The following is a 26537-nucleotide window of genomic DNA, read 5'->3' as shown; positions in this document are numbered from 1 at the left end:
GTATGCTTGATCGCAAACTTGCCCGGGACCTGCTGCAATCGCGGGGTCTGCTGTTAGCGATCGTCAGCATCATGACGCTGGGCATCGGCCTGTTCGTCGGCATGCAGTCGACCTACCACAGTCTCAGCGAAGCGAAACAACGCTATTACGCCAACTGCCGGGTCGCCGACTTTTGGGTCGACCTGAAGAAGCTGCCGCTGGCCGAAGTTGACGCCGTCCGCCGGATGGAAGGAATTCGGCAGTTGCAGCCGCGGATCCAGTTCGCCGCGACGGTCGATCTCGACAATCGCGTCAAACCGCTCAACGGCCTGGTGATCGCCATGCCCGAGCGGCGGCAACCGGTCTTGAACGACGTCATGATGGTCCGGGGAAGCTATTTCACCGGGCGGCGTGAGAACGAAGTGGTGATCAACGACAAGTTCGCCGCCGCCAATCGAATCTCGCCCGGCGACTGGATCCATCTGCTGATGAACGACCGCCGCCAAGAGTTTTTTGTTGTCGGCACGGCGATCAGCGCCGAGTTCACCTATCTGCTGGGCCCGGGCGCATTAACGCCCGACCCCGAGAACTTCGGCGTCTTTTACGTCCCCCAGCGATTCGCCGAAGACGCCTACGACTTTTCCGGCGCCGCCAATCAGTTGGTGGGCGCTGTCGCGCCGGAGACCAATCTCGATCGCCTGCTGGACGATATCGAACTGGAGCTTGATCCGTACGGCGTTTTCTCGGCGACGCCGCTGAAAGACTACACCTCGAACTACTATATCTCGAACGAGATCGAACAGCTGGCGACCTTCGCGACGTTCTTGCCCTCGGTGTTTCTCGCGGTCGCCGCGCTGGTGCTGAACGTCTTAATGACGCGACTTGCCCGGCAACAGCGGGTTGTCGTCGGCACGTTTAAGGCGATCGGCTACAGCGACTGGACGTTGTTCCTCCACTTTTTGAAGTATGGCGCCGCGGTCGGCATTGCTGGGGCGATTGGCGGATCGGCGCTCGGGATGTTGCTGACGCAAGGAATGACGGCGCAGTACCAAACGCTGTTTCAGTTTCCCGATCTGCGGGCCGAGTTTTTCCTCGGTACGCATTTGACCGGCCTGGCGGTCAGCTTGGTTTGCTCGATCCTCGGTTCGCTGTACGGCGCCCGCTCGATGCTGATTTTGAAACCGGTAGAAGCGATGCGGAGCGAACCGCCGAAACACTCCGGCCGCATCTGGCTCGAGCATTTCCCCTGGATCTGGAACCAGCTTTCGTCGCCCTGGCGGGCCGCCTTGCGCGGCATGATGCGCAATCGCGTCCGAACCGGCGTGGCGATCTTCGCGTCGATGACCGGCGCTTCGATCCTGGTCGCCGGATTGATGATGTACGAAGCGACCGACTATTTCATCCGCGTTCAATTTGAAGAGATCATTCGCAGCGACGTCGATCTCTCGTTCAAAGAGGTGGTCGATCAAGCGGCGATCAACGAACTGCGACGGTTGCCCGGAGCCGATCTGGCCGAGCCGACGTTTAATGTCGCCTGTACGCTGGAGAACGGCGTTCATAAGAAACGGAGCGGAGTGCTGGGGATCATCCCTAGCGCAAGTCTGACGTCTCCCCGCAATCAAGCCGGCGAGCCGATCAAAGTGCCGGAAGTTGGTCTGACGCTCGATCGCCAATTGGCCGAGATCCTCGACGTCGGTCGCGGCGACTTGCTGGTCTTGCGGCCCGTGCAGGGAGATCAAACGCCCAAGACCGTTCCGGTCGCCCAGATCTGCGACGGGATGTTCGGACTCAGCTGCTATGCCGACATCCACTATCTCAATCAGCTTCGGGGCGAAGAGTTCGCCGCCAGCGGCGCTCAATTGAAAGTCAATCCAGCCCCCGGCAAGATCGATCAGCTTTATCGAGAACTGAAGCGAATGCCGGCGATCGAATCGGTGAACGCTCGGATCGATATGATTCGGAACATGCGAGACACGTTCGTTCAGGCGCAGCTGGTCATGATCTTCTCGATCGTCCTGTTCGCCGGCATTATTTTTTTCGGCAGCGTCCTGAACGCCACGCTGATTAACCTGTCAGAGCGAGAGCGCGAGGCGGCGACCTTGGGGGCGATCGGGTACACGCGATGGGAGATCGGCGCCATGTTCTTGCGCGAAAGCATGCTGGCCAACGTGATCGGCACGCTGCTCGGTTTTCCACTCGGCTATCAGCTGGTCGTGCTCATGACCTATACGATTGATAAAGACCTGGTTCGATTTCCGGTGGTGACGGCGACCTGGATCTATGTCGCAGGCTGCGTCGCCTCGGTCTCGTTCGCGTTGCTGGCCCATGCGGTGGTGCAGCGGCGGATCAACACCATGAATCTGCTTGACGCGCTTCAAGTGAAGGAATAGCCATGACGAAGAAACGGGCCGGCGAAAGCTGGCTGAACAAATGGACGATTCTGGCGGCCGTCGTCGTCGCGCTGGTTGGCGGCTGGCTCGCCTTTGGCCAAGCGTCCGGCGTGCCGGTCGAAACGGTTCGCCCGACGCAAGGCCCGATCGCGCAGTACGTCGACGAGCAGGGGAAGACGCGCCTGCCGCGGACCTACGAGATCACCATGCCGCTGGCCGGGCGGATCGAGGCGATCACGCTCGAGCCGGGCGATCCGGTGCGGAAAGGAGAGACAGTCGCCCGACTGGTGCAAAGCGACTTGCGCAATGACCTGGACGAAGCGGAAGCGGCGGTAGAGCGGCTGACCGCTTCGATCGCCGAAAACGCCGACACGACGGTCGAAGCTACCAGCAAAACCCAGGCGTCGCACTTCGTCGAGTCGATGAAGTCGACCGTCGAAGCGGCCAAGTCGCGGATGGTCGCCGGTCAGTCGCGCGTCGACTACGCCAACACCTTCCTCGGTCGGGTCGAACAACTGATTCCCTCGCGGGCCAAGACCGAAGTCGAACTCGATCAGGCGCAGCTCCGTAAAGTGGAAGCCGATACCGACTACCAGCAAGACGTGTTGATCTACCAGGCGATGAAGTCAATCGACTCCGCCACGATGCTCTTGCCGACGTTGGTACAGCAGTACATCGACCGTAAAGACCTGACGATCGCCGTCCTCAAGCAGGAAAAGGCGGAGGCCGAAGCGCGGCTGCGGCAGGCGAAGACCAACGTCGAGCGGAGCACGATGACCAGTCCGATCGACGGCGTCATCCTGGAGCGATCGATCGTCAACGAACAGCAACTTCCCGCCGGCGCCGCGCTGCTGACGATTGGCGACCTGCAGCAACTGGAAGTCGAAGCCGATCTGCTCAGTCAAAACGCCGTCAATTTGAAGGCTGGCTCGCGGGCCCTGATCTACGGCGCCGCCGTCGGCCGCACGCCGGAAGATGGCCTGGAAGGCGTGATCGAGCGAATCCGCCCCGCCGGGTTTACCAAACGCAGTTCGCTCGGCGTCGATCAGCAGCGGGTCCGCGTCATCATTCGTCTGCGTGACGGCGAACTCGAGAAGGTCGCCGCCGAGCGCACGCTGGGTGTCGACTATCGCGTCCAGGTCCGCGCGATCGAGGAAGAAAAAAATAGTGCGTTGACGATTCCCCGCGCTTGTCTGTTTCGCGCCGCCGACGGCAGTTGGCAAGTGATGGCGGTACGCGACGGCGTCGCCCGGTTGGTCCAGGTCGAAGTTGGCCTGATCAATGATCGCCTGGCCGAAATCACCGCCAACCTGGCGGCAGACGACTTCGTGATCCTGGCGCCGGAGTCGAGCCTGCACGATGGCGACCCGGTACGGGGGATCAGCGGGAAATAACACCACGCTGAAGCAGGGCCAAGAAAAGAAAAAGCCCCCACAAACGGGGCAGAGTCTGTGAGGGCCTCTCGGTCGCAAGCGACCAAGGATACGTAGCGATGACTAACTGCCTGTTGAAAAATCAACGGACTGCTAAGTGAGTCAGCGGCTGTTTCGTAATCAATCGATGTTTTATAAAGTTTATTGCATATGACTTGCAAGCGAAAAATTAGCGAGTCGGCTGGAATCGTCGCGGGAAAGTCAACCGATAATCTTAGGTGAGGCCGCTCGACGCGTGAATCACATTCCGAGAAGATACGACGCGTCGACTCTATCCGCCTTCACCTCGTTCTGTCGTTCTCCATTATCGACTCCGTCGCACCGGAAAAAATAGTATGCCGCTCACCGTCGAACCAGTCGTAACGCGACGCCAGCAGAAGCAATTCATGCAACTCGCATGGGACCTCTATCGAGGGGACCCCAACTGGGTGCCGCCGCTGCGGCAGACGCAAAAGGAAATGCTGAACTTCGATCCCGACCCGTTTTATGAACACAACGAGATCCAATGCTTCTTGGCGCTGCGGGATGGCAAACCGGTTGGACGCGTCGCGGCGATCATCAATAACGGGCACATCGAGCGTTACAAAGAGCGACGCGGCTTCTTCGGCTTTTTCGAATCGGTCAACGAGCAGGAAGTCGCAAACGCCTTGTTTGACGCCGCTCGCGCGTGGCTCAAAGAGCATGACATTCTGCTGGTTCGCGGACCGACCAACCCTTCGCTGAACCACGAGTGCGGACTGCTGATCGACGGCTTCGATTCGATGCCGACCTTCATGATGACCTACAACCATCCGTACTACCCCGACCTGATCGAAGGGTACGGCTTCCGCAAGACGGAGGACTTGTTCGCCTTCTGGGGTGATCTCAGCATGCTGGAGACGCTCGACCCCAAGCTGAAGTTCGTCGTCGACGAAGCCAAGCGACGTTTCAATCCGGTGTTGCGGCCGATCGACCGGAAGAACTTCAAGCAAGAGATCCGGATGTTCCTCGACATCTACAACAAGTCGCTGGTGGCGACTTGGGGCTTCGTGCCGATGTCGAGCGCCGAGATCGATCATATGGCGGCCGGTTTGAAACACCTGCTGGTGCCGGAGCTGACGACCGTCTGCGAGATTGAAGGGCGACCGGTCGGCGCCGTCTTCGGCCTGCTCGACTACAACCCGATCATCAAGAAAATCGACGGCCGCCTCTTCCCGTTCGGCTTCTTGCGTCTGCTGTGGGGCAAGAAAAGCTTGAAGCGGGTTCGCTTGATCAGCACCAACGTCTTGCCCGAGTTTCAGCGATGGGGCATTGGCCTGGTGCTCTTGGAACGCCTGATTCCGGATGGTCTGAAATGGGGCATGGAAGAAGCCGAATTCTCGTGGGTGCTGGAAAGCAATCATCTTTCGCGAGCCACGCTGGAGCGCGGCAACGCGAAGAAGGTGAAGTCGTATCGGATCTACGATTACGCCCCGACCGAACCGGTCCAAGAAGAAAAGAAATAGGTCGCTCGGCGTCGTCGTCGATTGAACTCAAAATAGAGAAAGGGGATGCATTTGAGTCCCCTTTCTTCGTTTGCGCAAGTCTGACTCCATTCCGGCCAGCGCGATGCTCCGACGATCAGAGCGACCGATTCGCTAGCGTTGATCGAAGAATGTTTCTGCGCGCAAACCCCCGCAAGACTTGAGGTTTTCCGGACAGTTTCGCAATTTCCCCGAGTGTGGCGCGCACCTTGCCTCTAGAGCGGTTTTCCTCCATCTGTATCGTTCTGGCTGGTTGCGGCCGCGCTGGTCGGCGTTGACCTGCATCGACGTCGGCGAGTTAATCGAACAAGCCTCCTAACAGTCCTTTGATTTTCTCAACGGGCTGCTAACGCCCGTCGCGTAACGTCGGGCAAAGTATCCCTCCGCGGAGCCGGCACATGTTTCGACATGTGCCGGCTTTGTGCGTTTTGTCGGCCGTCGCGATAGCAGTGACGGCGCCGGAAATTGCCGGTAAAACTCCGCTGCGGCCCCGGTTGACAGGTCCGCGGGAGGCCGGCATAATTCGTGATTCCTGCAGGAGATGCAGCCCTTTTAAGGGCAACTTCTGTTCAGGAGGGAGAAATCCCAGCGGAGAGGCTTGCAGGGCGGTTGATTCATCGTCCTGATGGCGTATAATCCGTTGTTTCCGCTGATTGAGGCGGGTCGTTTGTGCGGGTGTAGCTCAGTTGGTAGAGCACAACGTTGCCAACGTTGTTGTCGAGGGTTCGAATCCCTTCACCCGCTCTTTTTCAAATTCGCTCGGCGATTTCCGGGCTCAGGACTCTAAGCAGCCGCAGCGGAAGCGTTTCGATCATCGCTTCTCTTGGATAGGAACCTTGTCCGGCGCTCGGCGATCCGCAATTCTCAGCGTCGCAAGCCGCTGTCGCTTCGAGCGGGTCTTCTTCGTACAACCAAATACCCTACCTCAGTAATTGGCAAGCATTCAGATGACGTCACCGGATGAAACCACGGCGGTCGAAGCCGAGCAAACCGAAGAGCCGAAAAAACTGTCGCTGGAAGTGAAGGTCGAAAGCCCCAGCTCCTGCCAACGTCACGTGACGGTGACCGTCGCCAACGACGACGTCGAACGCTACTTCGACAAGGCGTTTGACGACATGGCCCCGACGGCGGCCGTTCCCGGTTTCCGCCCGGGTCACGCTCCGCGTAAGCTGGTCGAAAAGCGTTTCCGCAAGGAAGTCGCTAACCAGGTCAAGGGTTCGTTGCTCATGGACAGCATGGCCCAGGCCAGCGACGAGCAAAACTTCTCGGCGATCAGCGAACCCGACTTCAAGTTCGACGCCGTCGAACTGCCCGAAGACGGCAGCCCGCTGACCTTCGAATTCGACATCGAAGTTCGTCCCGAGTTCGATCTTCCCAAGTGGAAAGGTCTGGACCTGGACAAGCCGATCAAGTCGTTCGAGAAGGAAGACATCGACAAGCATCTGGCCAAGGTGCTGGAGCGATACAGCGAAGTCGCCCCGGTCGAAGGCCCGGCTCAAGCCGACGATTACCTGACGCTGAACATCGTCAGCAAGCTGGACGGCAAAGAAATCGCCAGCGCCGAAGAAGTCAGCGTTCGCCTGCGTGACACGCTCAGCTTCCAAGACGCCAACTGGGAAGGCTTCGGCGAAGCCCTCACCGGCGCCAAGGCAGGCGACAAGAAGACCGGCAAGGCGACCGTCAGCGACGAAGTCGACAACGAAGAGCTGAAGGGCAAAGAACTCGATCTCGAGGTCGAAGTCCTGGAAGTCAAGCGTTTGGAACTTCCCGAGATGGACGCCGAGTTCCTGAAGAAGATCGGCAACTTCGATAGCGAAGGAGATCTTCGCGACGTCGTCAAAGCCGACATGGAACGCCAGTTCAGCCTGCATCAGGAAAAGTCGCTGCGTGGCGCGATCACCGAGCAGCTGACCAAGGACGCCGAGTGGGATCTGCCGCCGGCGCTGCTTCGTCGTCAGGCGAACCGCGAAGTCGAACGCGCCATCCTCGAACTTCGTTCGTACGGCTTCGACGACGAAATGATCCGCGGTTACGAAAACACGCTTCGCCAGAACAGCCTGCAGTCGACCGAAAAGGCCCTGAAGGAACACTTCATTCTGGAACGGATCGCCGAAGAGGAATCGGTCGAAGACGCTCCGGCCGATTACGAACGGGAGATCATGCAGATTGCCGCTCAGCGTAATCAGTCGCCCCGTAGCGTTCGCGCTTACCTTGAGAAGCAAGGCCTGATGGACACGCTTCGCAACCAGATCATCGAACGCAAAGTGATCGAACTGATCTCGGGCGAAGCGAAGTTCACGGAAGTGCCGGCCGACGCCGACGCTCCGGCCAGCGTCGCTCCGGTCGAATTCGCCATCTCCGGCGCCCCGGCCGAAGGCGGAATTCCGGACGCTCAAGAGGAAGAAGGCGAAGACGCGTAAGCGTTCCTGCTTTCTACGAAACAAAAAAAGCCGCCGACATCACTGTCGGCGGCTTTTTCATTTCTTGCCTGGGCCGCTTGCTTATAACTGGGTCACCGCCACGATCGCTAGCGTCAGTACCGCGACGCCGACGCCTGCGTAACCGAAGATCGTCAACCAGTTCCGCATCCGATCGCGACGCCGGGCGTCTTCGGTCCAGCTGACGTAATTCTGGGCACCAAACACCAGCGTCATCACGCCCGGCAGAAACCCTTGCTCGGTCAGCGGATCGCTGCCGGTCGCCGCCAGGTACCAGCCTGACGGGATCCAGTCGCCGTGATGCTCTGGGTAGAGCCCGCGGGTCAAGATCCGCAAGATCGCATCGCTGCGCCGATCGAGCGAACTGACGAATTGGTACAGCATGCGGTTGCTCTCGATCTCGCGGCGCTGATCGCCATGGAACGAATCGCGTTGGGCGAAAATGCGGTAGGCGAGCGCTGACGCCAGCGAGCGATTCACCCACTGCACGCCGCGGCGCAAAATCTCTTTGATATTGCTGAAGTCGGCCGCCGGGATGTTCGGCAATTCGGCCCCAAACCGACGACGGCGATGCTCTTCGGGAAAACGACGCAGAAGTTCGTCGCAACCGCCGATCTGCTCGGCGTCGCAGAAGATCGCGGTCACCGGCCCAGCCACTTCGCTCGCCTGGCGAACTTGTTGTAGGTCATGCTGCATCAAGACGGCCGTTTGCTGCGCTACCGCCAGGTTTTCGGTTGCATCGCCGGGGACCAGCACGATCACGCCGTTGTGCGTGCAATAGGGCGCCCGGGCATGGCGAATCAGGTCAATGACATAATCCAGCCGATCGAGCGCTTCGTCGACCTCTTCTTTGGAGATCTCAACGGTCGCCTTCACTTCGGGTCGCTGCGCGATCCGAACTTTGGCGGCCGCCGAAGGCTCGGCAAAGGCGAGCGCCAGGTTCGACTCCGCCTCGTCGAGCGTCGATTCGGCCGAAGCGGCGGTCGATTCCACCTTTTGCTTCTTGGTCGGCATCACGGCGACGTCGCGCGGCTCGGCGTTCAGAAAGTCGGCGTAAACCGGAGCATTGGCAGGCTCGCCGCCGGTCGCGATCACTTCCATCGGACTCGCTTCTTCCGCCGCTCGCGCCATTTCCTGCAAGCGCGTCGCCTGCAGTCCGAGCAGCGAGGCGCCGCGGAACGAAACGAAGACGCCTCGTTCGTCAGCCCAAACGCGCAAAGGTGCGTCGGCGCCGCGGGGAGTTGGCGGTTGCGTCAGCGACAGCCCGGCCGAGCCGCAGAAGTTGGCGTCGCCGGCAGCCGTTTGTCCGAGCACCAGAAACAGCGGTTCATTTTCGAGCGACACGCTGTTGCGCATCAATTGTTCGGTCGCTTCGGTCCAGGCCTGATCCAGATCGGGGTAGGGGGAGACGCTGACTCGCTGGCGAATCAGCCGCATCATCCACCAGACCTGCCAACCAAGCGCATAGCCCAGCAAGAACAACAGCGGCAGCCAGGTCGAGCGAACGAAGGCCGAGGGAAAGCGGACCGATTTTTCGAGTTCCAGGTAATCGTTCAAGAACCAGAGCCCGATCAGGATGCCGACAATCGCCAACCCGTGCACCAGCCAAAGCAACAGCCGGGCCGTTCCTCGAGCGCGAGCCGTCGCGGCGACCGGAGCAGTGATCAGGTTGCCCAGACTCGCCAGGCCCTTCCACATCGAACTCAAAATCTTCATCAACATCGCGTACGTTCCGAAATAACAGGGTTAGCGGCCAAACCAGTCGACGACGACGAAGGTCAGAAAGGGAGCGGCGATCAAGCCGACGACGCAAGCGGCGGCGATCATCGTCTGCATGCGACGTTCGCCTCGCAGCGGCCGCGCTTCGCACGACGGCGGCAGTTCCGCTTCCAGCGATACCTGCAGGTCGTCGACGTCGCCCACCGCGACGCGCGCCCGCGAGATCCATGAGTTCAGCTTCTCTGGCTGCGATCGCATCTCGCCCCGAAAACCGAGCGCGACGCACAAGTAATAGACTTCCAGCGGATCGTTGTCGCCGCGCCGCAGGGCTAATTCCGCTTCGTGCCAGAATCGCCAGGCGCGATCGTTGGCGCCAAACAGGTGCATTTCGATTTTTCGCTCATTCCAGGCGGCGGTCGACTGAGGGCAGTCGGTGAAGATCTCGTCGAGCCAGCAGGAGAGGGCGTATTGATAGTTGAGAGGCTGCTCGTCGCGGCGAACGCTAGAAACGGCGACGATTGAATCTCGTTGCAACAAGTCGAGCAAGACCGCCTGTTCGTATTCGACATCGACCTTCTGCTGCGACTCGAGTCGACGGTGCAGATCGAGACCGTAGTCGACTACGGCACGTACGTCTTCTGCCAGGGGAGATTGCATGGCGTGCGTCTCGTCTAGGTGGGTAAGGGGTTGGGGGCGGCGTGTCCGGCGATGGGAACGACCATTCCATATGTCCGTTACAAGCGGCGGAGCCGGTTTCGGCGACGGCATCCGCCGTTTGCAACGGGGCGCGAGCGTTGCTGCGACTCGCTGCGACGCACAAGGCGTCGCGACAAACTCGCAAGCGGAACGCTACGGCTGCGGTGGGTCTGTATCGTCGGTCAAGCGCGGGCGACAGATCGGCGAGATCGCGGGTGCGCTGCTTTGGGGTAGGTTCGTAGGAATATAGGTCGTAGTAACCGCCACGTCCGGTACGAGAAAAAATTTCGCGATTTTTGCCCTCCGCGTAATTCTGACCTAGCTTTTCCGGAATCCGATCGACGACCCGCTAAGGGGCCTGCGATCGACGCCCCCACACGAAGTCGCTTTCTTACGGCGACTCCTTCCTCACCAATAACAACCTCCAGCGAACATGGCCGAAGTAGACGTAGCCGAACTGATTTCGCCCGTCTCCGATGATCGTCCTGCCGGCGATCCGGACGCCTATTCGCACCGTCTGCACGACCAATTTCGGGAACTGCGTCGCGAAGAAGACGCCGACGACTATGACGACGTCACCCGGCCCGAAGTCCTCAAGCAGGCCGATTGGGCCGGTATTGTCGATCTTGCCCGTAATTCGCTTCTGCACGACAGCAAAGATCTGCGCGTCGTTGGCCACCTAATCGAAGGTCTGGCTCGCACCGAAGGGATCGACGGCATCGCCGCTGGTCTCGACCTGCTGAAAAACCTGATCGATCAACGCTGGGATTCGCTGAACCCGCCGCTCGATAACGGCTCCGAAGCGCGGCTCGCTCCGCTGGCCAACCTATTGGATGACGAAGATCGCGGCGTGCTGTTCCCGCGCACCGTTCGCCGCGTGCCGCTGCTATCCAACAGCCAGGGCCAACTGACCGCCTACGACTGGCTGCAGTGGCAGCAATCGAAAAATCAAGAAGACCAGGCTCGCCTGTCGCGCATTATAACCGCCGCCACTCGCGACGAAGTCGAGCACGCCAACACCCAAGCGCAGCGTTCGCACGAAGCGGCCCGCGAGATCGCCAAGCTGCTTGACGAGAAACTGGGCTGCGATGCGACGGCCCTGCTTAATCTGCAGCGGGCGCTGGAAGAGTGCCAACGTCTGTTGGGCGCCGAACTGGCGAAGCGGCCCGCCGCCCCACAAAACGAACAACCGACGAACGAAGCGCCGACCTCGGCCGCTTCGCCGACGGGCAATTTTGGTTCTGGCGGGGACGTGGGCGACATCGTCGTTCGCCGCCAGGAACTGTACCGGCAACTTTCGGCGGCCGCCGATCTGCTGGAGCGAATCGAACCGAACAGCCCGGCGCCCTTTTTGGTGCGTCGTGCGGTTCAACTGGGCCAGCTGCCGTTCCCGCAACTGATGCAAGCCATCGTTCGCGAACAGGCGGTGTTGGATGAGCTGCAAAGACAAATTGGCGGTTCGCAGACGTCTGCGACCGCGAGTTGAACCTCCCGTTATCGTTTCGACGGCGACTAGACGCACCGCAGCAAGAGAGGCGGCTGCGATCGCAAAGCGCCAAACACCTTTAAGGAACCTGACTAATGAGCGAAAGCCTGCAACACAAGCTTGATCGCGTGCGTCCTCCGCGCGTGCAAATTACGTATGACGTCGAAACTGGCGGCGCCATGGAAGTGAAAGAACTTCCGCTGGTCGTTGGCGTGATGGCCGATCTTTCGGGTCAGCCGAAAGAAAATTTGCCCGGCATCAAGCAACGCAAGTTCGTCCCGATCGATCGCGACAACTTCAACAGCGTCCTGGAAAAGAGTGGCGCTCGCGTCGCCATGCAGGTTCCGAATGTACTGGAAGACGACAACACGAACCTCAGCATCGAGCTGAACATCAAGGACATGACCGACTTCGAGCCGACCAACGTCGCTCGCCAGGTTCCGGTTCTGGCCAACCTGCTCGAAATGCGCGATCGCCTGAAGCAACTGCTCAGCAAGATGGAAGGCAACGACGCCCTGTGCGGCCTGCTGGACAACACCCTGAGCGACGACTCGGCTCGCGATGAAGTCACCAAAGACCTGGGCGTCGAAGCTCCGACCGCCTAGTTCCCGCTTCGCAACCACACGCAACACAAGCAACGCACATAAGAGGAGATTTCGAGAATGGCTGCTGAAAACGAAACCAACGCCGGCGGAGCGGCGACCATGGAGCTGACGCTCCTGGACCAGATCCTGGAAAACACCCGTCCGCTTGACGACGCGGAAATGGAGTTGAACAAGTCGTACATCGAAGAATTCGTCCGCCAGGCCGCGACCGACCAAAACAAGGTCTCGAAGGACGCCGCGACGAAGATCAACTTCTGGATCGCGGAGCTGGACAAGAAGATCTCGGATCAGCTCAACGAAGTGATGCACCACGAGAAGTTCCAGACGCTGGAAAGCACCTGGCGCGGTCTGCACTACCTGGTCCACGAATCGGAAACCGGCACGTCGCTGAAGATTCGCGTCATGAACGCGACCAAGCACGACCTGCTGAAGGACCTGGAAACCGCCGTCGAATTCGACCAGAGCGCGATCTTCAAGAAGATCTACGAAGAAGAATATGGCCAACTCGGCGGTCAGCCTTACGGTCTGTTGATCGGCGACTTCGAGTTCTCGCGTCGTCCGGAAGACATCAACCTGCTGAAGCTGATGTCGAACGTCGCCGCTGCGGCTCACGCTCCGCTGATCTCGGCCGCTTCGCCGTCGCTGTTCAACCTCGACAGCTTCTCGGACCTGCCGAACCCGCGCGACCTGGCCAAGATCTTCGAAGGCGCGACCCACACCTCGTGGCGTTCGTTCCGCGACAGCGAAGATTCGCGTTACGTCGCTCTGACCCTGCCGCACGTCCTGGGACGTCTGCCGTATGGCGAAGAGTTCAAGAAGGTTGAAGAGTTCAACTTTGAAGAAGCGGTCGACGGCAAGGACTACACCAAGTACTTGTGGATGAACGCCGCTTGGGCCTATGGCGCTCGCATCACCGACGCGTTCGCCAAGTACGGCTGGTTCGCCAAGGTTCGCGGCGTCGAAGGCGGCGGTAAGGTCGAAAACCTGCCGGTTCACACCTTCCCGACCGACGACGGCGACGTCGCCATGAAGTGCCCGACCGAAATCGCGATCAGCGATCGTCGCGAGTTCGAGCTGTCCAACCTCGGCTTCCTGCCGCTGTTGCACGCCAAGAACACCGACTACGCCGTCTTCATGGGCGCCCAAAGCTGCCAGAAGCCGAAGGTCTACTTCGACGACGACGCCAACGCCAACGCCGAACTGTCGGCCCGCATCAACTTCCTGTTGTGCGTGTCGCGCTTCGCCCATTACCTGAAGGTCATGGCCCGCGACAAGATCGGCTCGAACCTGGAAGTCGCCGAAGCCGAACGTTGGCTCAACAACTGGATCAGCAACTACGTTTGCGATCCCGCCACCGCCGGCGACGAAACCAAAGCCAAGTGCCCGCTGGCCGACGCTCGCGTCGAAGTCCGCGAAGTCAAAGGCAAGCCGGGTTGGTACGAAGCGGTCGCTTGGTTGCGTCCGCACTTCCAGCTCGAAACGCTCGAAGCCTCGATGCGTTTGGTCGCCGAAGTGCCGAAGCAAGGCTAGTTGAAACTCACGCGGATCGCGCCGCCTAGGGGGGCGCGATCTTCTTTCCCTTTCAATCAACAAACCCAAACATAACCAACGGAGCCAATATCATGGCAGTCGATTACTTCTTGAAAGTTTCTGATATCGATGGCGAATCGGAAGACTCGGTGCACGCCAAAGAAATCGAAATCTCGGAATTCAACTGGAGCGCCACGCAAACCGGCACCTTCGCGCAAGGCGCTGGCGGCGGCGCCGGTAAGGTCAAAATGAACGACTTCGAATTCATGACCCGCACCGGCAAGGCCTCGCCGAAACTGATGCTGGCCTGCGCCAAGGGGGATCACATTCCGGAAGTCACCCTCACCTGCCGTAAGGCGGGCGGCGGTCAGCAAGAGTTCTACACGATCACGATGAAGGACGTCCTGGTCGCTCACTATCAAACCGCTAGCCATCGCAACAACGGCACGAGCGAAGAAAGCGCTGGTTACGACGACGGTCTGCCGCGCGACTTCGTGAAGTTGAACTTCGCCAAGATCGAATGCGAATATCGTCCGCAGAAGGACGACGGCAGCATGGACAACCCGGTCAAAGCCGGTTACGACCTGAAGGCCAACAAGCCTGTCTAAGCGATTCGCCTCGCTAGACGCCAACCACCAAAATCAGGCGGATCGCCGCCGCGACCGCCTGATTTTCCTTTTTTTTCCCTGCTCGCCTCGACCGCCGTCCGCTTCTTGACCCGCCGCTGGACGCACCCAACTGCTCCACTCCCCAATCGGAGCCGTGGCCATGCCGAGACCGAATCTCACTCCTGATTTGACGCCGTCGATTTACGATCGATTGGTCGACGCCTGTTTCGAAATGGAGCCTGACAGCCGCTCGATGAGCACGCGCGGCTTCGTGCTGGGCATCTGTCGCGATCTAGAAGACCTGCTGAACACCTCCGCGTCTCGTCCCGCAGACGAAGTCGACGCCGCCGCGGTTCGCGATTCGGTCTACTGCTACGGGGTTCCCGAACTCACGCTGCACGACGGCGCCACGCGAGCCGACATGCTGGCCCTCGCCGCCGATATCGAAAACGCCATTCGCAAGTTCGAGCCGCGACTCGACACCGTGCACGTCAAACTCGACGTGACGCAGCGCAACATGTGGAACCGCATTTCGTTTGTCATCGAAGCAACGTCCCAGGCGTTGCCCAACGCGCGCATTAGCGTCGAAGCGGCCCTCAATCCCACCAACCGTCGCATTGAAGTGACGCCGAACGAAGCATCATGAACGACACGTTATTCCCCTACTACGAACGAGAGCTGCTACTCGCTCGCCAGCAGTCGCAGAACTTCGCCCGCAAGCATCCCGCCGCCGCCGGGCGTTTGCTGCTGGAAGCGAACCGCAGCCGCGATCCGCACGTGGAACGCTTGATCGAGTCGTTCGCCCTGATCGCCGGACGCATCCAAAAGAAGCTGGATGACGATTTTCCGGAAGTGACCGACGCGCTGCTCGAGGTCCTCTATCCGCATTACCTGGCGCCGATTCCGTCGTTGGCCACCGTCCAGTTTCAACCCGATCCGACTAACCCGCAAGTGATGGGCACCAAGATCGCCCGTGGTAGTCAATTGCGCACGCAGCGCGTCGGCGACGGCCCTTGCTTCTTCCGCACTTGCTATGACTCCACGATCTGGCCGATCGAAGTCGCCCATGTCGAGACCCACACGCCGCCGTGGGACACATCGATCGCCGTCCGTCGCGACGCCATGGCCGCCATCCGCCTTCGCTTGCGCTGCCAGGCAGACGCCACCTTCGCCAAGCTGCCGATGGACTCGCTTCGCTTTCATCTGCACGGCGGCGACCAGGTCACCGCTGTCCTGTACGAATATCTGCTGAATCACTGCAATCGCGTCTCGCTCGTCGCCCCCGGCGACAAGCCGAACGCGCCGTGCGTCAATCTTGATCCGCACAAGGTGATCCAGCCGGTCGGCTTCCAGCCCGACGAGGCGTTAATGCCGTCGGCGCCGCAAGGCCAGGCCGGATATCAATTGCTGACCGACCTGTTCGCCTATCCCGAGAAGTTCCTCTACTTCGACCTCCACGGTCTCCGCCGGGCCGCCGGCATCGGCTGCCAACAAGAGGTCGACGTTTGGTTCTTCTTTGATCGGGTCGAACCGCTGATCCATGGCGGGATTCATACCGACACGTTCCAGCTTGGCTGCGTTCCGGTGATCAACCTGTTTGACAAGATCTGCGAACCAGTTTCGCTCGATCATCGCAAGAGCGAGTATCGAGTAACGCCTGACGTGCAGCGTCCCAGCGAAGTCGAGATCCATTCGATCCGTAAAGTGAACGCACAGACGGCGACCGGCGACGTCGAGTTCCGCCCGTTTTACGCGGTCGGTCACGCCAGCAGTTGGAACCCCGCTTCGCCTGACGAGGCGTACTGGCATCTCTCGCGGCGTCCTTCGTCGCAACCGGGCGATGACGGAGAAGACGCGTTCCTGCAGTTGGTCGATCTCAACTTTGATCCCTGCCGGCCTTCCGACGCCGTCGCCACGGTGCATGCCGTCTGTTCCAATCGCGACTTGCCGACCAAGCTGTATCACCAATGGGGGACGGCCGAGTTTCAGTTGCAAATCCCGGCCCCGATCAAGGGAACGCGCTGCCTGCGACAACCGACTCCGCCGTTGCGTCCGCCGGTCGACAACGGCAATCGCTGGCGGTTGGTCTCGCACCTGTCGCTCAATCATCTGTCGCTAACCGACATCCATGGGATCGACAGCCTCCGCGAGATTCTGCGGCTGTACGATTTTTCGACCGACGGCAACGGACACGAACGGGCGATCCGCAATCGCCAGATGATCGAAGGGGTGCAAGTCCTAACGTGCGACCGGACCGTCGCCCGGATCGGCAGTTCGTTGAAAGGAGGCTTCTGCCGCGGCCTGGAGATCCGACTAGAGTTAGACGACCAAAAGTACCACGGCATTGGGGCGTACCTGTTCGCGTCGGTGCTGGAACGCTTCTTCGGGCTGTACGTCAACATCAACTCGTTCACGCAGTTGGTCGCCGTCACGCAGCAGCGCGGCGTCCTGAAACGGTTTGAACCGCGAGCCGGGGAGGCGATGCTGTTATGATCACCGCCACCCAACCGCCAGAGCTGCGAGCGCCGGAAGGTTCGGTCCTCGAGCGGCTGTACGAAGAGCCGCAAACGTTCGACTTCTTCCAAGCGGTCCGTTTGCTGGAGCACAACAATCGTGCGCTGCGTCAAGAAGAACGCTGCCCCAGCGTTCGCTTCCGCGCGCACAATTCGTCGGCGTTCCCCGCCAGCGAGATCTTTGACCTCGTCGCATCGCCGGATCATCCGCAAGCGACCGAGATGACGGTCACGTTTCTCGGCCTGACCGGACCAACCGGCGTGCTGCCGCATCACTACACCGAGATGCTGCTGCGTTTGCACCGCGAACTGCGGGGCGACCACAAGTTTGCGATCCGCGATTGGTTCGACCTGTTCAACGATCGCCTGACGCGGCTTTTCTATCGCGTCTGGGAAAAGAACCGTTTTTGGGTTCCCTATTCCCGCCGCGAATACGAACAACAATCGCCCGACGCGTTCACACAAGGATTGCTCAGTCTCGGCGGCTTCGGCCTGCCGACGCTCCGCGATCGCTTGCAGCGGCCCGACGACTGCGCTGGGGTCAGCGACTTGGCGCTGCTCCGCTATAGCGGGCTCTTCGCTCAGCAGCGCCGCTCGGCCGAGAACCTACGGCGGATGCTGGTCGACTACTTCCAAATTCCGATCGAGGTCAAACCGCTGCAAGGGCAGTGGCTGTCGCTCGACCAAAGTCAGCAAACCAAGATCGGCCGCCGCCGCCACAACCAACAGTTGGGCCAGACTGCGGTCTTGGGACGCCGCGTCTGGGAACTACAGCACAAGTTTCGCTTGCGACTGGGCCCGCTTTCGCTCGACCAGTTCAACGAGTTCCTACCGGCGCCGCCGCGGCTTGACGCCGCTTCGCACCGCAAGGCGAACGCGATCTGCGGGCAAGGGCAGTGGTCGCTCGGTCAGTTGACGCGGGTCTTTGTCGGCCCGTCGCTCGACTTCGACATTCAGCTGGTCCTGAAGAAAGAAGAAGTCCCCAGGACGCAACTCTCCGGCGATCCCGCCAAGGCGTCGCGACTCGGCTGGAACTCGTGGATCGGCGCCAAACCGGCGACGGCCGATCGCGACGACGCCTGTTTCGTGATCGACAACTAGCAACGCCTGATCGGCAGGCGTTGCTAGTTGTCGATATGCGCATCGTTCGGCGACGGTCGCCATTTTCGGGCCATGTGGGTTCGCAAGTCTGCGTCGAGGCGACGTTTTATCGAGATAGCCAACCTCGCCTTTCCCTTGCGGACGCTTGCCATAGCGTCGCTTCACGTATCGCGACTCCACCCATTTTGGCGGATTTCCGCTGCGCCATTAGCGGCAGACCGCACTGACATTTGCAAACGTCAACCTAACTTTTCTGAGGCCCATCATGCGGCACTAGAGCGTTTTTCTGATCGATGTAGCGTTTCTGGCGTTAGTGAGGCAAGCTGGTCAAGGCGACCGAAGCAGGCGAATCCTCAAGATTCGTCGATGCAGGTCAACGCCGACCAGCGCGGCCGCAACCAGCAACAACGCTAAAGATTGAAGAAAAACGCTCCAGATAAGTTACTTGAGCCATCCCTTGAGGTGTTTCGTAAGGAGATTTCCATGAGTATTGGCAAGAAGATCCTCCTCCTTAGTCTAGCGGGACCGATCGCCTGCGCTGTGGTCATTATCGTAATCGTGGCGGTCAACGGGAGGGCTCTCGACAAGACCGTGCTTGAGCAAGCCGAGCAGATGGCCTACACGCAATGCGAATCGGTCTCGAGCAACGTGCGGATCATTCTCGACGCCCAGAACACGCTGACCAAGCAGCAGTTGAACTCGACCATTCAGTTCAGCGAAGAGCTGTTCAACGAGCGCGGCAAGCTTGTCGTTCAAGACGAACGCCTGAATTGGAAATGCCGCAATCAATACACCGGCGAGATCACCGACCTGCAGTTGCCCGGCGTCGCGATCGGCGACGCGCCGCTTGGTCAGGTGGATGACCTCGATCAACAGGTCGCCTTTGTCGATGACGTCACCAAGTGGTCAGGCGGCACCTGCACGATCTTTCAGAAGATGAACGACCAGGGAGACATGCTGCGCGTCGCGACCAGCGTCGAAGGCTCGGACGGCAAGCGGGCGATCGGCTCTTACATTCCGGCCGTCAATCCCAACGGCGAGCCCAACCCCGTCGTCGACAAGCTGCTGCACGGCGAACCTTACTACGGCCGCGCGTTCGTCGTCAATCGTTGGTATTCGACCGCCTATCATCCGGTGACCGACGATTCCGGCGAATTGATCGGCGCTCTTTACGTCGGTCTGCTGCAAGAGGACGCGGCCGACCTGCCGAAGCGTCTAGAGAGCCAGAACCTGGGCGACAGCGGCTACGTGTTCGTCGTGCAAGGGTCCGGCAAAGACAAAGGAACCTATCTCGTCTCCAAGAATGGCGCTCGCAATGGCGAGAACATCCTCGACACGATCGACGCGCAAGGGAAGCCCTGCATTCGCGAGATGATCGACAAGGCGCAGGCCGCCGACGACGGCGAGATCGTCTCGCACGAGTACTACTGGAAGAACGAGGGGGATCAGGAAGCCCGCGAAAAGCTGGCGATGCTGTTCTACTACGAGCCGTGGGACTGGGTCGTCGGCATCAGCATCTACAAAGACGACTATCGCGATTCGGCGCTCAGCACTCGTAACGCCCTCAACTGGATGGCGTTTTACGTGATCGCCGGCGCGTTGGCGGTGGTGGCGGTCATCTCGATCTTGGCGGTGTTCGGCTCGCGACTGCTGGTTAAACCGATAAAAACGATGACCGATTCGCTCCGCGATATCGCCCAGGGAGAGGGAGATCTGACCAAGCGGCTAGAGATCGCTTCCCATGACGAAATCGGCGAGTTGGCCAATTGGTTCAACGTCTTCATGGACAAACTGCAGACGATCATCAGCCAGGTCGCCAACTGCTCTTCGTCGTTGTCGAAGACCTCCGGCGACATGCTCGGCACCGCCGAGGATCTCTCCAGCGGAGCCGAAGAAGCGAAGGGACGCAGCACCAGCGTGGCGGCCGCTTCGGAAGAAATGGCGACCACGATGACCGAGATGTCCTCTTCGCTGCAGAACATGACCGGCAATCTCGGCTCGGTCAGCACCGCGATCACCGAACTGACCAACTCGATCACCGAAATCTCGAGAAACACCGAGACGGCGTCGACGGTCGCTCGCAATGCGTCTAACCTGGCGCAGCACAGCAATGAAAAAATCACCCGGCTCAACGATTCGGCCGTGGCGATCGGCAAGATCGTCAGCGTGATCGAGGACATCGCCGAGCAGACCAATCTGCTGGCGCTGAACGCGACCATCGAAGCGGCGCGAGCCGGAGAAGCAGGCAAAGGCTTCTCGGTGGTGGCGACCGAGGTCAAGCAACTCGCCCAACAGACCACCAAGGCGATCGACGACATTCGCCAGACCGTCGCCGGCATTAATGACTCGAGCGCTGACGCCGTGAAATCGATCAGCGAAATCACCGACGTCATCTCGCAAATTCGGGAAGCCAGCATCTCGATCGCCTCGGCGATCGAAGAGCAAAGCTTGACGACGAAGCAGATTTCGACCAGCCTGAATCAGACCAACAATACCGCCTCAGCGATTTCGTCAGGCGTGCATGACTCGGCGCTCGCCAGTCGCGAGATCACCGAAAACGTCATTGGCGTCGACAAGGCGACCAAGCGCACCGCCGAAAACGCTTCGACCACGCGCAGCTACGGCGACAGCTTGGCGCGATACGCCAAAGAGATCGACAGCCTGGTCGGCGGCTTTAAGGTCTAAGCGACCGCGCTCGCAACAGCGCTAGATGCCAAACAGCATCGTATAGCCGACCGTGGTCCGAGCTTCGTAGCGATGCGTTTGATATTCGTAGCCGGGCGTCGCATAACGGGGCGTCGGCGTCGAGTAATAGGGCCGAGCGTGGCGACGAAAAAAGCCTCGCTGACCCGCTTGAAGCGAAACGGAACTGGCGACGACCGCAATGGCGGCGATCAACAAAACGGCTACGCGACGAAAATTCATAGAACTGCCTCTGAAATAGAAGAAAGCGAAAAAGTCAACTTTCACTCTAATTCGAGAGGCGCGGCGTTCAACTCGAAACCGCTCCCAAGCGGCGGCCATTACGACCGCCGCTACCGCTACAACCCCTAGAACCAGTCCGCCTCGGGCATTTCTAGAGCGTTTTTCTGATCGCTGTAGCGTTTCTGGCGTTGGTGCGGCAAGCTGGTCAAGGCGACCGAAGCAGGCGAATCCTCAAGATTCGTCGATGCGGGTCAACGCCGACCAGCGCGGCCGCAACCAGCCACAACGCTAAAGATTGAAGAAAACCGCTCTAGAAGAAGAGTTGGATCTGCGAACGCAACACCGTTTGCCCGCTTTGCCCCGCCTCGTCTTGCAGGAAACCGGTGTTGGGGACCGAGACCGGCACTTCGTCCAGCGCGTGCATCGCTTCGATCGTGAACTTGAACGCCTGGCGATGGAAGTACCAGTTGAAACCGACCGACACGATGTCGAGCGTGCTGTCGTTCAAAGGCGTGCCGGTCGCGCTGATGTCGGCGTAGCCGTCGTACCAGATATGCTCGTACCGTACGAACGGCTCCCAGTGATTGGGAATCACCTGGTACGAAATCTGCCCGAGCCCGCCATATTGGTTGATGTCGGGGCCGTCGTGCTGCGAGTGCCGACCAACCAGCGAACCAAACGCCGCAAAGCCATGACTCTCGTAGGTCATTTCGCCCGAGTAGGAGATGTAGCTCGCCCGTTCGCTCAGCGGCAGCGCGTCGGCATGCTCTTCGTTTTGCCAGAAGAGCGATGACCGCAGAAACATCGCCGGCTCTTCGTCGGGCCACGAGGTAAAGTCGCCATACTGGACCCACTCGCCAAACAACTTGAAGTCGACGCCCGCCGAACAAGCGATGTCGGTGTAGTCTTGATAAAAGTCCTTGCTATTGGAGACCGATCCAGAGTTGGCGCCGTCGTTCAGCGTGGTCATCCAACGAAAGCAGTCGTATTGCTTGCTTAGCGATATTCCTTCAATCACGCCCGAAGAGAAAACCGCGTTGTAATACGAGCGTTCGACCGGCAATTGCCGCGTGTAGCTCACTTCCATCTCCCGCAGAAACGCGGGATCGCGGAACCGCCCCGCCTGAAAGACCATACCGTTATCAAACGCGTAAATGATCTTTCCCTCTTCCAGAAAGTTCGTCCCGCTGGCGCGACTCGCCTGCAGGATGAACCAGTACTTCAGCTTGGGCGAGAGGACGTTGCCGGAGAAGATGATCGGCGCCCGCTCGACGACGAAGCCCGCCTCGAAGTCGTCGCCGGTCGTCACATTCCGCCAGTCCGAATATTGCCGCACCTGCAACAAGCCGTTGACCTTCAGCGTGAAGTCCTGGTCGCAGGTTCGCACATAAAAGCCATTGTCGTAGCCGACGCATTTCGAGAAGAAACAACCCTGCGGCTCGGGCGACGGGCACGGCAGAAACTCGGTCGGCTCGGCCGGAAACAACGCTTCCTGCGACTGGGCGACTTTCGCTTCCAACTCGGCGATACGACGATAGAGCACCTCGATGTCGGCGCTTAAATCATTGTCGATCACCTGCAGCGAGGCGTTCGATTCCAGCTCAACCTGCGCTACCGCCGTCGCCTGACCAGCCCAGAGACGACAAGCGATTACCGCCGCGCAGACCATCCCCCTTATCCATGCACGCATCATCCTTCCGCTGCCCCCATAAAGTGATTCTCAACACTGTGATTTACGGAGCGCCCAAGTTGTACGTCAAACTTGATTCGCTCCCGCCTGTTCGCTCCGTCCAACTGAATCGGCGCCAGCGCCAAGCCCCACGCAATCGCTACCGACAACCAACCGGCCGATGTGGTAAAGCGCATGGCAAAACCGAGCCAACTGCTATGACCTGAACGCGAGCCGGCGAAAATGGTCGTTTTCTCACCACAGCAAATTTGACGCGCCCTGAATCGCGCGCTGCAATGACCACCGGATGCCGAGGCGCAAAGGGCGCGAAAGAAAGCGCATGCGCCTCACCGCATCAAGAAAATGAAAACGGGCGAGCGGTGTGGCGACCGTCGCCCGTTTTCTCACCCTGTTTTCACCGACGGTAGGTTATTTCCGCAGCGTCTTGGCGGTTTGCACCAGCTTCAGGAACTCGCCCCGATAGCTGTCGTCGCCGACGTTGTGGCTGACCAGTTCGGTGATCTCGTCCAGGTTCACCTCGGCGTCTTGCTCGTCGCCCCGCAGCAGCATGCCGAACATCGCCACGCCGGCCGCAAACTGAAAGTCGCCGGTCGCCTGGCCGAAGCGATGGCCCGAGTCTTTCACGCCGACCAACATCAACGTGCTTTCGTCTTCGTCCGGTTGCTTGTACCGAATCTTCAGCGTCAGCAATTCGTCGCTGTCGGCCGCTTCGGTCTTTTCGCGGGTCGTCTGGTACTTCAGGTCGTCTACCTTGGCGGTCGAGACCGGCGTATCGGCCGAAGCGGGAACCACTTCGTAGAAGGCGGTGACGCAATGCCCGGCGCCGATTTCCCCGGCGTCCTTCTTGTCGTCGTTGAAGTCTTGATTGGCGAGGATCCGGTTCTCATAACCCACCAAGCGATAAGCGGCGACCTGGTTCGGGTTGAACTCGATCTGGATCTTCACGTCCTTGGCGATCGTCGTCAGCGTGCCGCTCATCTGCTCGACCAGCACCTTCTTCGCTTCCTGGATCGTGTCGATGAACGCGTAGTTGCCGTTCGCCTTGCCCGACAGTTCTTCCATCATCGCGTCGTTGTGGTTGCCGATGCCAAAGCCCATCACGCTGAGATAGACGCCGGACTTCGCTTTTTCTGATGCCATCGTAACCAGATCGCTGGTGCTGGTGACGCCGACGTTGAAGTCGCCATCGGTGCACAGGATGACTCGATTGACGCCCCCTTTGATGTAGTTTTCGACCGCCGTTTGATAGGCCAGTTCGATCCCGGCGGCGCCGTTGGTCGAGCCCCCAGCCTGCAGCCGATCAAGCGCCTCCATAATGGTCGACTTGTCGTCGCCGCTGGTGCTCCCCAGCACTAGCCCGCTCGCCCCGGCGTAAACCACAATCGCCACCTTGTCATTCTCGCCCAACTGATCGACCAGCAGCTTCATTCCTTGCTTCAGCAGCGGCAGCTTGTTGGTGTTGTTCATCGAGCCCGACACGTCGAGCAAAAAGACCAGGTTACTGGCCGGGCGATCCTCGTTTTCGATCTCTTTCCCTTTGATGCCGATCCGCACCAGGCGATGATCGGGGTTCCAAGGGCAGGCGGCCGCTTCGACATTGGCGGCGAACGGATGCTGGTCCGTGGGGGCGGCATAATCGTACGTGAAGTAGTTGACCAACTCTTCTACCCGAACCGCCCCTTGCGGCGGCAGCTGGTTGTGGTTGACCAGGTACGAGCGAATCTTGGAATACGACGCGGTATCGACGTCGATCGAGAAGGTCGATAGCGGCTCATCGGCGACCGTGCGGAACGGATTCGCTTCGACATGCTCAAACTTGTCGCCGCCGACGCCGGGTCCTTCGCCATGCCCGGCGCTGCCGTCGACAATCTGCGGCATCTCGCCCGCCGCCGCAAACGATGGCGAGGCGGTTGTCGCGCGACTGCGCGCCAGCTTCATCTGGTCCTTTGCCGCATCCATCGGCGCCGGCGTCGATGGGTAGACGACAGGCCGATCCATCGCCTTCTTCGCTTCCTGTTTCCCATTGACGGCGCCAGGGACCGTCGCGAAATCGGTCACCAGCATCTCGTCCACTTCTTCCGCCTCTTTCGTACCAGAGACGTTTTCGACCTCCGTGATCGCCACATCATCGGTCGCGTGATATTGGACCCGGTTTTCGGCCGTCTTGTCGCGACAGCCGCAGAGCGCAGCAACCGTCAATAACAGTACAAACTTCGAGACGCGCATCGGATTCTCCCTCAAGATTAGCTGGCTGCGCCGCCGCCACACTCCAGCGCGGGCAGAGGATTGTCGTTGGTTCAACCAGCTAGACGAGAGATCCCCCGTTACGGTTTTGCACTTTTTTCGCGAGCCTGTTTCTTGGCGATCAGATCGGCCACCCGCTCCGGCTCGCTCGCCGCCAGATTCTCGGTCGGATCGGCCGAGCTTTGCAGGTCATACAACTCGGTGATCGGCGGCTTTCCTTTTCTTTCCTTCACAATCAAACGATGCGTCGGCGAACGGATCGAGGTCGCTCCGCGCCAATAACTGAGCGAGACGTCATGCACCTGATCGGCGTCGCCGCTCAAGATCGGCCGCAAGCTGACGCCGTCGAGCGGATGCGTCGTCTGCATGAAGCTCGGCTGGCAAAGATCGACTAGCGTCGGATAAAGATCGATCGAGTCGACCAGCGCGTCGCTCACCACGCCCGGCTCGGTAACGCCCGGCACGCGGATGATCAGCGTGCTCTTGAGCGTTCGTTCGTACGGAGCATGCTTGCCCCACAGCGCCGACTCGCCCAAGTGCCAACCATGATCGCCCCACACGATCACGATCGTATCCTCTTCCAAATCCAGCCGCTTCAGCTCGTCCAGCACTTTGCCGATCTGCCGATCGACATAGCGCACGCACGCCAGGTAGGCCCGCTTGGCGGTCAGCGCGTCGTCGGTCGCCAGCGGATTCGACTTTTCATACGGTGCGTCGTACTTGTAGAACTCGCCGCTCTTGTGCCAGAAGGACGACTCCGGTTTCTCGGGCGCGGTTGGCGGCGGCACGTCCAACTTGCTGACCGCTTCCCAGTCTTGCTTGGTCGCCACAAACGGCAGGTGCGGCTTGATAAAACCGACGCCGAGGAAGAACGGCTCCTTGCGCTCCTTCAATTCCTTGAGCGACTCGATCGCCGCATCGGCGAGCATCCCGTCAGGCAAGTCTTCGTCGCGGGTCGCAGTGAACTCCATCAGGTCTTTGCGGCCCGTGCCATCTTCGCGATGGCTGCCCCCTTCGTAACCAAAGAAGAGGCCCCAGCCCCGCTTCCACGGACCATACGGCGTCGGCAACTCGTCCCAGGCGTTGGGGACTTCGTCGCGACCATCTCCCTTGCCGTTGTACTCAAACACCTTGCCGTCGGCGGTGTGCGAGATCTTCCCAATACAAACCGTGTGATAACCGCTGCGGCGGAACAGCTCGGGCATCGACTGGGCGCTTGGCAGTTGCTCGGCCGATAGTTTGTTGTTGCCGCTATAGAACGCCGTGTTCTGCAGGGCATTCGTTTTCGAGGGGCTGCGGCCGGTCAGCAGCGCAAACCGCGACGCCCCGCAGGTTGGCGCCTGCACGTAGTGATTGCGGAACAGCAGCCCCTCAGCCGCCAACTTGTCCAAGTGCGGGCTCTCGACATACGGCAATCCATAACAGCCCAACTCGGTCCGCAGATCGTCGACCGCGATCAACAGAACATTCGGCTGCTTCTCTTCCCCCCATAGCGACGTGGCGAGCAGTAGCGTCAGGACGAGCGGCGTCAGAAATCGGCGTGCAAACATGCGAGGCTCCGCGGTCAGGTGGGACGAAAGGGTTCCGCTATTTTAGTCAAATTGTCAGCGAATGTCCCGGCGCCGGGGGGATCGTCGGGGAAACGCTTGTCGGAACCGACCCCAGGGCGTAGAGTTGA

General features: G+C 59.9%; 18 protein-coding genes and 1 tRNA gene. 13 read left to right on the top strand and 6 right to left on the bottom strand.

Annotated elements, in window-relative coordinates; all coding sequences use genetic code 11:
* Positions 1–2 precede the first annotated feature (2 nt).
* The 5 genes from Enr8_RS13050 to tig all read left to right on the top strand — a co-directional run bounded on the left by Enr8_RS13050 (position 3) and on the right by tig (position 7724).
* A complete protein-coding gene (locus tag Enr8_RS13050) occupies positions 3–2369 on the top strand; it encodes an ABC transporter permease (protein WP_246120105.1) in 2367 nt (788 codons plus the stop codon).
* A 2-nt stretch (positions 2370–2371) separates the two neighbouring features.
* Positions 2372–3763, top strand: a complete 1392-nt coding sequence (locus Enr8_RS13045; RefSeq protein WP_146432180.1) for an efflux RND transporter periplasmic adaptor subunit — start codon at positions 2372–2374, stop codon at positions 3761–3763.
* Between the two features lie 374 nt (positions 3764–4137).
* Entirely contained in the window at positions 4138–5286 is a 1149-nt protein-coding gene (locus Enr8_RS13040) for a GNAT family N-acetyltransferase (protein WP_146432178.1), read from the top strand.
* Between the two features lie 689 nt (positions 5287–5975).
* Positions 5976–6048, top strand: a tRNA-Gly gene (locus tag Enr8_RS13035).
* A 203-nt stretch (positions 6049–6251) separates the two neighbouring features.
* Positions 6252–7724 (top strand): trigger factor, encoded by a 1473-nt coding sequence (tig, locus tag Enr8_RS13030; protein ID WP_146432176.1) that lies wholly within the window; start codon positions 6252–6254, stop codon positions 7722–7724.
* A gap of 81 nt (positions 7725–7805) precedes the next feature.
* Here tig and Enr8_RS13025 read toward each other — a convergent pair whose 3' ends face one another.
* Together Enr8_RS13025 and Enr8_RS13020 are read right to left on the bottom strand one after the other, a co-directional pair.
* Positions 7806–9464, bottom strand: coding sequence for a type VI secretion protein IcmF/TssM N-terminal domain-containing protein (locus tag Enr8_RS13025; protein WP_146432174.1), 1659 nt, complete (start codon positions 9462–9464; stop codon positions 7806–7808).
* A 24-nt stretch (positions 9465–9488) separates the two neighbouring features.
* A complete protein-coding gene (locus tag Enr8_RS13020; protein ID WP_186767629.1) occupies positions 9489–10118 on the bottom strand; it encodes a DotU family type IV/VI secretion system protein in 630 nt (209 codons plus the stop codon).
* A 472-nt stretch (positions 10119–10590) separates the two neighbouring features.
* On the opposite strand from Enr8_RS13020, the gene tssA reads away from it, so the two are divergent.
* The 8 genes from tssA to Enr8_RS12980 all read left to right on the top strand — a co-directional run bounded on the left by tssA (position 10591) and on the right by Enr8_RS12980 (position 20685).
* Positions 10591–11643, top strand: coding sequence for a type VI secretion system protein TssA (tssA, locus tag Enr8_RS13015; RefSeq protein WP_146432170.1), 1053 nt, complete (start codon positions 10591–10593; stop codon positions 11641–11643).
* A gap of 95 nt (positions 11644–11738) precedes the next feature.
* The gene (gene tssB, locus Enr8_RS13010; RefSeq protein ID WP_146432168.1) at positions 11739–12248 is read left to right on the top strand and encodes a type VI secretion system contractile sheath small subunit; all 510 of its coding nucleotides are present in this window, start codon (positions 11739–11741) and stop codon (positions 12246–12248) included.
* 57 nt (positions 12249–12305) lie between these two features.
* Entirely contained in the window at positions 12306–13778 is a 1473-nt protein-coding gene (gene tssC, locus Enr8_RS13005) for a type VI secretion system contractile sheath large subunit (RefSeq protein WP_146432166.1), read from the top strand.
* Between the two features lie 92 nt (positions 13779–13870).
* Positions 13871–14386, top strand: coding sequence for an Hcp family type VI secretion system effector (locus tag Enr8_RS13000; RefSeq protein WP_222434866.1), 516 nt, complete (start codon positions 13871–13873; stop codon positions 14384–14386).
* Between the two features lie 160 nt (positions 14387–14546).
* Complete coding sequence (gene tssE, locus Enr8_RS12995) at positions 14547–15032, top strand: type VI secretion system baseplate subunit TssE (protein WP_146432162.1); 486 nt, start codon at positions 14547–14549, stop codon at positions 15030–15032.
* Positions 15029–16879 carry a type VI secretion system baseplate subunit TssF gene (gene tssF / locus Enr8_RS12990; RefSeq protein ID WP_146432160.1) on the top strand — a complete coding sequence of 617 codons (1851 nt, stop codon included), beginning with the start codon at positions 15029–15031 and terminating at the stop codon, positions 16877–16879. The genes tssE and tssF overlap by 4 nt, the downstream gene beginning before the upstream one ends.
* Complete coding sequence (tssG, locus tag Enr8_RS12985) at positions 16876–18000, top strand: type VI secretion system baseplate subunit TssG (protein ID WP_146432158.1); 1125 nt, start codon at positions 16876–16878, stop codon at positions 17998–18000. Before tssF ends, tssG begins: the two co-directional genes overlap by 4 nt.
* A gap of 483 nt (positions 18001–18483) precedes the next feature.
* Positions 18484–20685 (top strand): methyl-accepting chemotaxis protein, encoded by a 2202-nt coding sequence (locus Enr8_RS12980; RefSeq protein ID WP_146432156.1) that lies wholly within the window; start codon positions 18484–18486, stop codon positions 20683–20685.
* Positions 20686–20706: 21 nt separating this feature from the next.
* Here the strand turns inward: Enr8_RS12980 and Enr8_RS12975 are convergent, their stop codons facing one another.
* The 4 genes from Enr8_RS12975 to Enr8_RS12960 form a co-directional block, all read right to left on the bottom strand.
* Positions 20707–20925 (bottom strand): hypothetical protein, encoded by a 219-nt coding sequence (locus Enr8_RS12975; protein WP_146432154.1) that lies wholly within the window; start codon positions 20923–20925, stop codon positions 20707–20709.
* A 310-nt stretch (positions 20926–21235) separates the two neighbouring features.
* Positions 21236–22594, bottom strand: a complete 1359-nt coding sequence (locus Enr8_RS12970) for a porin family protein (protein ID WP_186767628.1) — start codon at positions 22592–22594, stop codon at positions 21236–21238.
* Between the two features lie 429 nt (positions 22595–23023).
* Positions 23024–24841 (bottom strand): vWA domain-containing protein, encoded by a 1818-nt coding sequence (locus Enr8_RS12965; RefSeq protein WP_246120074.1) that lies wholly within the window; start codon positions 24839–24841, stop codon positions 23024–23026.
* Between the two features lie 98 nt (positions 24842–24939).
* A complete protein-coding gene (locus Enr8_RS12960) occupies positions 24940–26409 on the bottom strand; it encodes a sulfatase (RefSeq protein WP_146432152.1) in 1470 nt (489 codons plus the stop codon).
* Between the last annotated feature and the right edge of the window lie 128 nt (positions 26410–26537).

The sequence above is a fragment of the Blastopirellula retiformator genome (assembly GCF_007859755.1).
In the GTDB taxonomy this organism is placed as follows: Bacteria; Planctomycetota; Planctomycetia; order Pirellulales; family Pirellulaceae; genus Blastopirellula; species Blastopirellula retiformator.
Note: the sequence above shows the minus strand (reverse complement) of the source record. Positions and strands in the feature narration are given on the sequence as shown.

What these genes read in the sequence shown, in the direction of transcription:
- tssC (WP_146432166.1), top strand. Translation starts at nt 12,306, where the DNA reads ATGGCTGCTGAAAACGAAACCAACGCCGGCGGAGCGGCGACCATGGAG.
- Enr8_RS12975 (WP_146432154.1), bottom strand. Translation starts at nt 20,925, where the DNA reads ATGAATTTTCGTCGCGTAGCCGTTTTGTTGATCGCCGCCATTGCGGTC.
- Enr8_RS12980 (WP_146432156.1), top strand. Translation starts at nt 18,484, where the DNA reads ATGAGTATTGGCAAGAAGATCCTCCTCCTTAGTCTAGCGGGACCGATC.
- tssB (WP_146432168.1), top strand. Translation starts at nt 11,739, where the DNA reads ATGAGCGAAAGCCTGCAACACAAGCTTGATCGCGTGCGTCCTCCGCGC.
- tssF (WP_146432160.1), top strand. Translation starts at nt 15,029, where the DNA reads ATGAACGACACGTTATTCCCCTACTACGAACGAGAGCTGCTACTCGCT.
- tssA (WP_146432170.1), top strand. Translation starts at nt 10,591, where the DNA reads ATGGCCGAAGTAGACGTAGCCGAACTGATTTCGCCCGTCTCCGATGAT.
- Enr8_RS13020 (WP_186767629.1), bottom strand. Translation starts at nt 10,118, where the DNA reads ATGCAATCTCCCCTGGCAGAAGACGTACGTGCCGTAGTCGACTACGGT.
- Enr8_RS13050 (WP_246120105.1), top strand. Translation starts at nt 3, where the DNA reads ATGCTTGATCGCAAACTTGCCCGGGACCTGCTGCAATCGCGGGGTCTG.
- Enr8_RS13045 (WP_146432180.1), top strand. Translation starts at nt 2,372, where the DNA reads ATGACGAAGAAACGGGCCGGCGAAAGCTGGCTGAACAAATGGACGATT.
- Enr8_RS13040 (WP_146432178.1), top strand. Translation starts at nt 4,138, where the DNA reads ATGCCGCTCACCGTCGAACCAGTCGTAACGCGACGCCAGCAGAAGCAA.
- Enr8_RS12960 (WP_146432152.1), bottom strand. Translation starts at nt 26,409, where the DNA reads ATGTTTGCACGCCGATTTCTGACGCCGCTCGTCCTGACGCTACTGCTC.
- tssE (WP_146432162.1), top strand. Translation starts at nt 14,547, where the DNA reads ATGCCGAGACCGAATCTCACTCCTGATTTGACGCCGTCGATTTACGAT.
- tig (WP_146432176.1), top strand. Translation starts at nt 6,252, where the DNA reads ATGACGTCACCGGATGAAACCACGGCGGTCGAAGCCGAGCAAACCGAA.
- tssG (WP_146432158.1), top strand. Translation starts at nt 16,876, where the DNA reads ATGATCACCGCCACCCAACCGCCAGAGCTGCGAGCGCCGGAAGGTTCG.
- Enr8_RS13025 (WP_146432174.1), bottom strand. Translation starts at nt 9,464, where the DNA reads ATGTTGATGAAGATTTTGAGTTCGATGTGGAAGGGCCTGGCGAGTCTG.
- Enr8_RS12965 (WP_246120074.1), bottom strand. Translation starts at nt 24,841, where the DNA reads ATGCGCGTCTCGAAGTTTGTACTGTTATTGACGGTTGCTGCGCTCTGC.
- Enr8_RS13000 (WP_222434866.1), top strand. Translation starts at nt 13,871, where the DNA reads ATGGCAGTCGATTACTTCTTGAAAGTTTCTGATATCGATGGCGAATCG.
- Enr8_RS12970 (WP_186767628.1), bottom strand. Translation starts at nt 22,594, where the DNA reads ATGGTCTGCGCGGCGGTAATCGCTTGTCGTCTCTGGGCTGGTCAGGCG.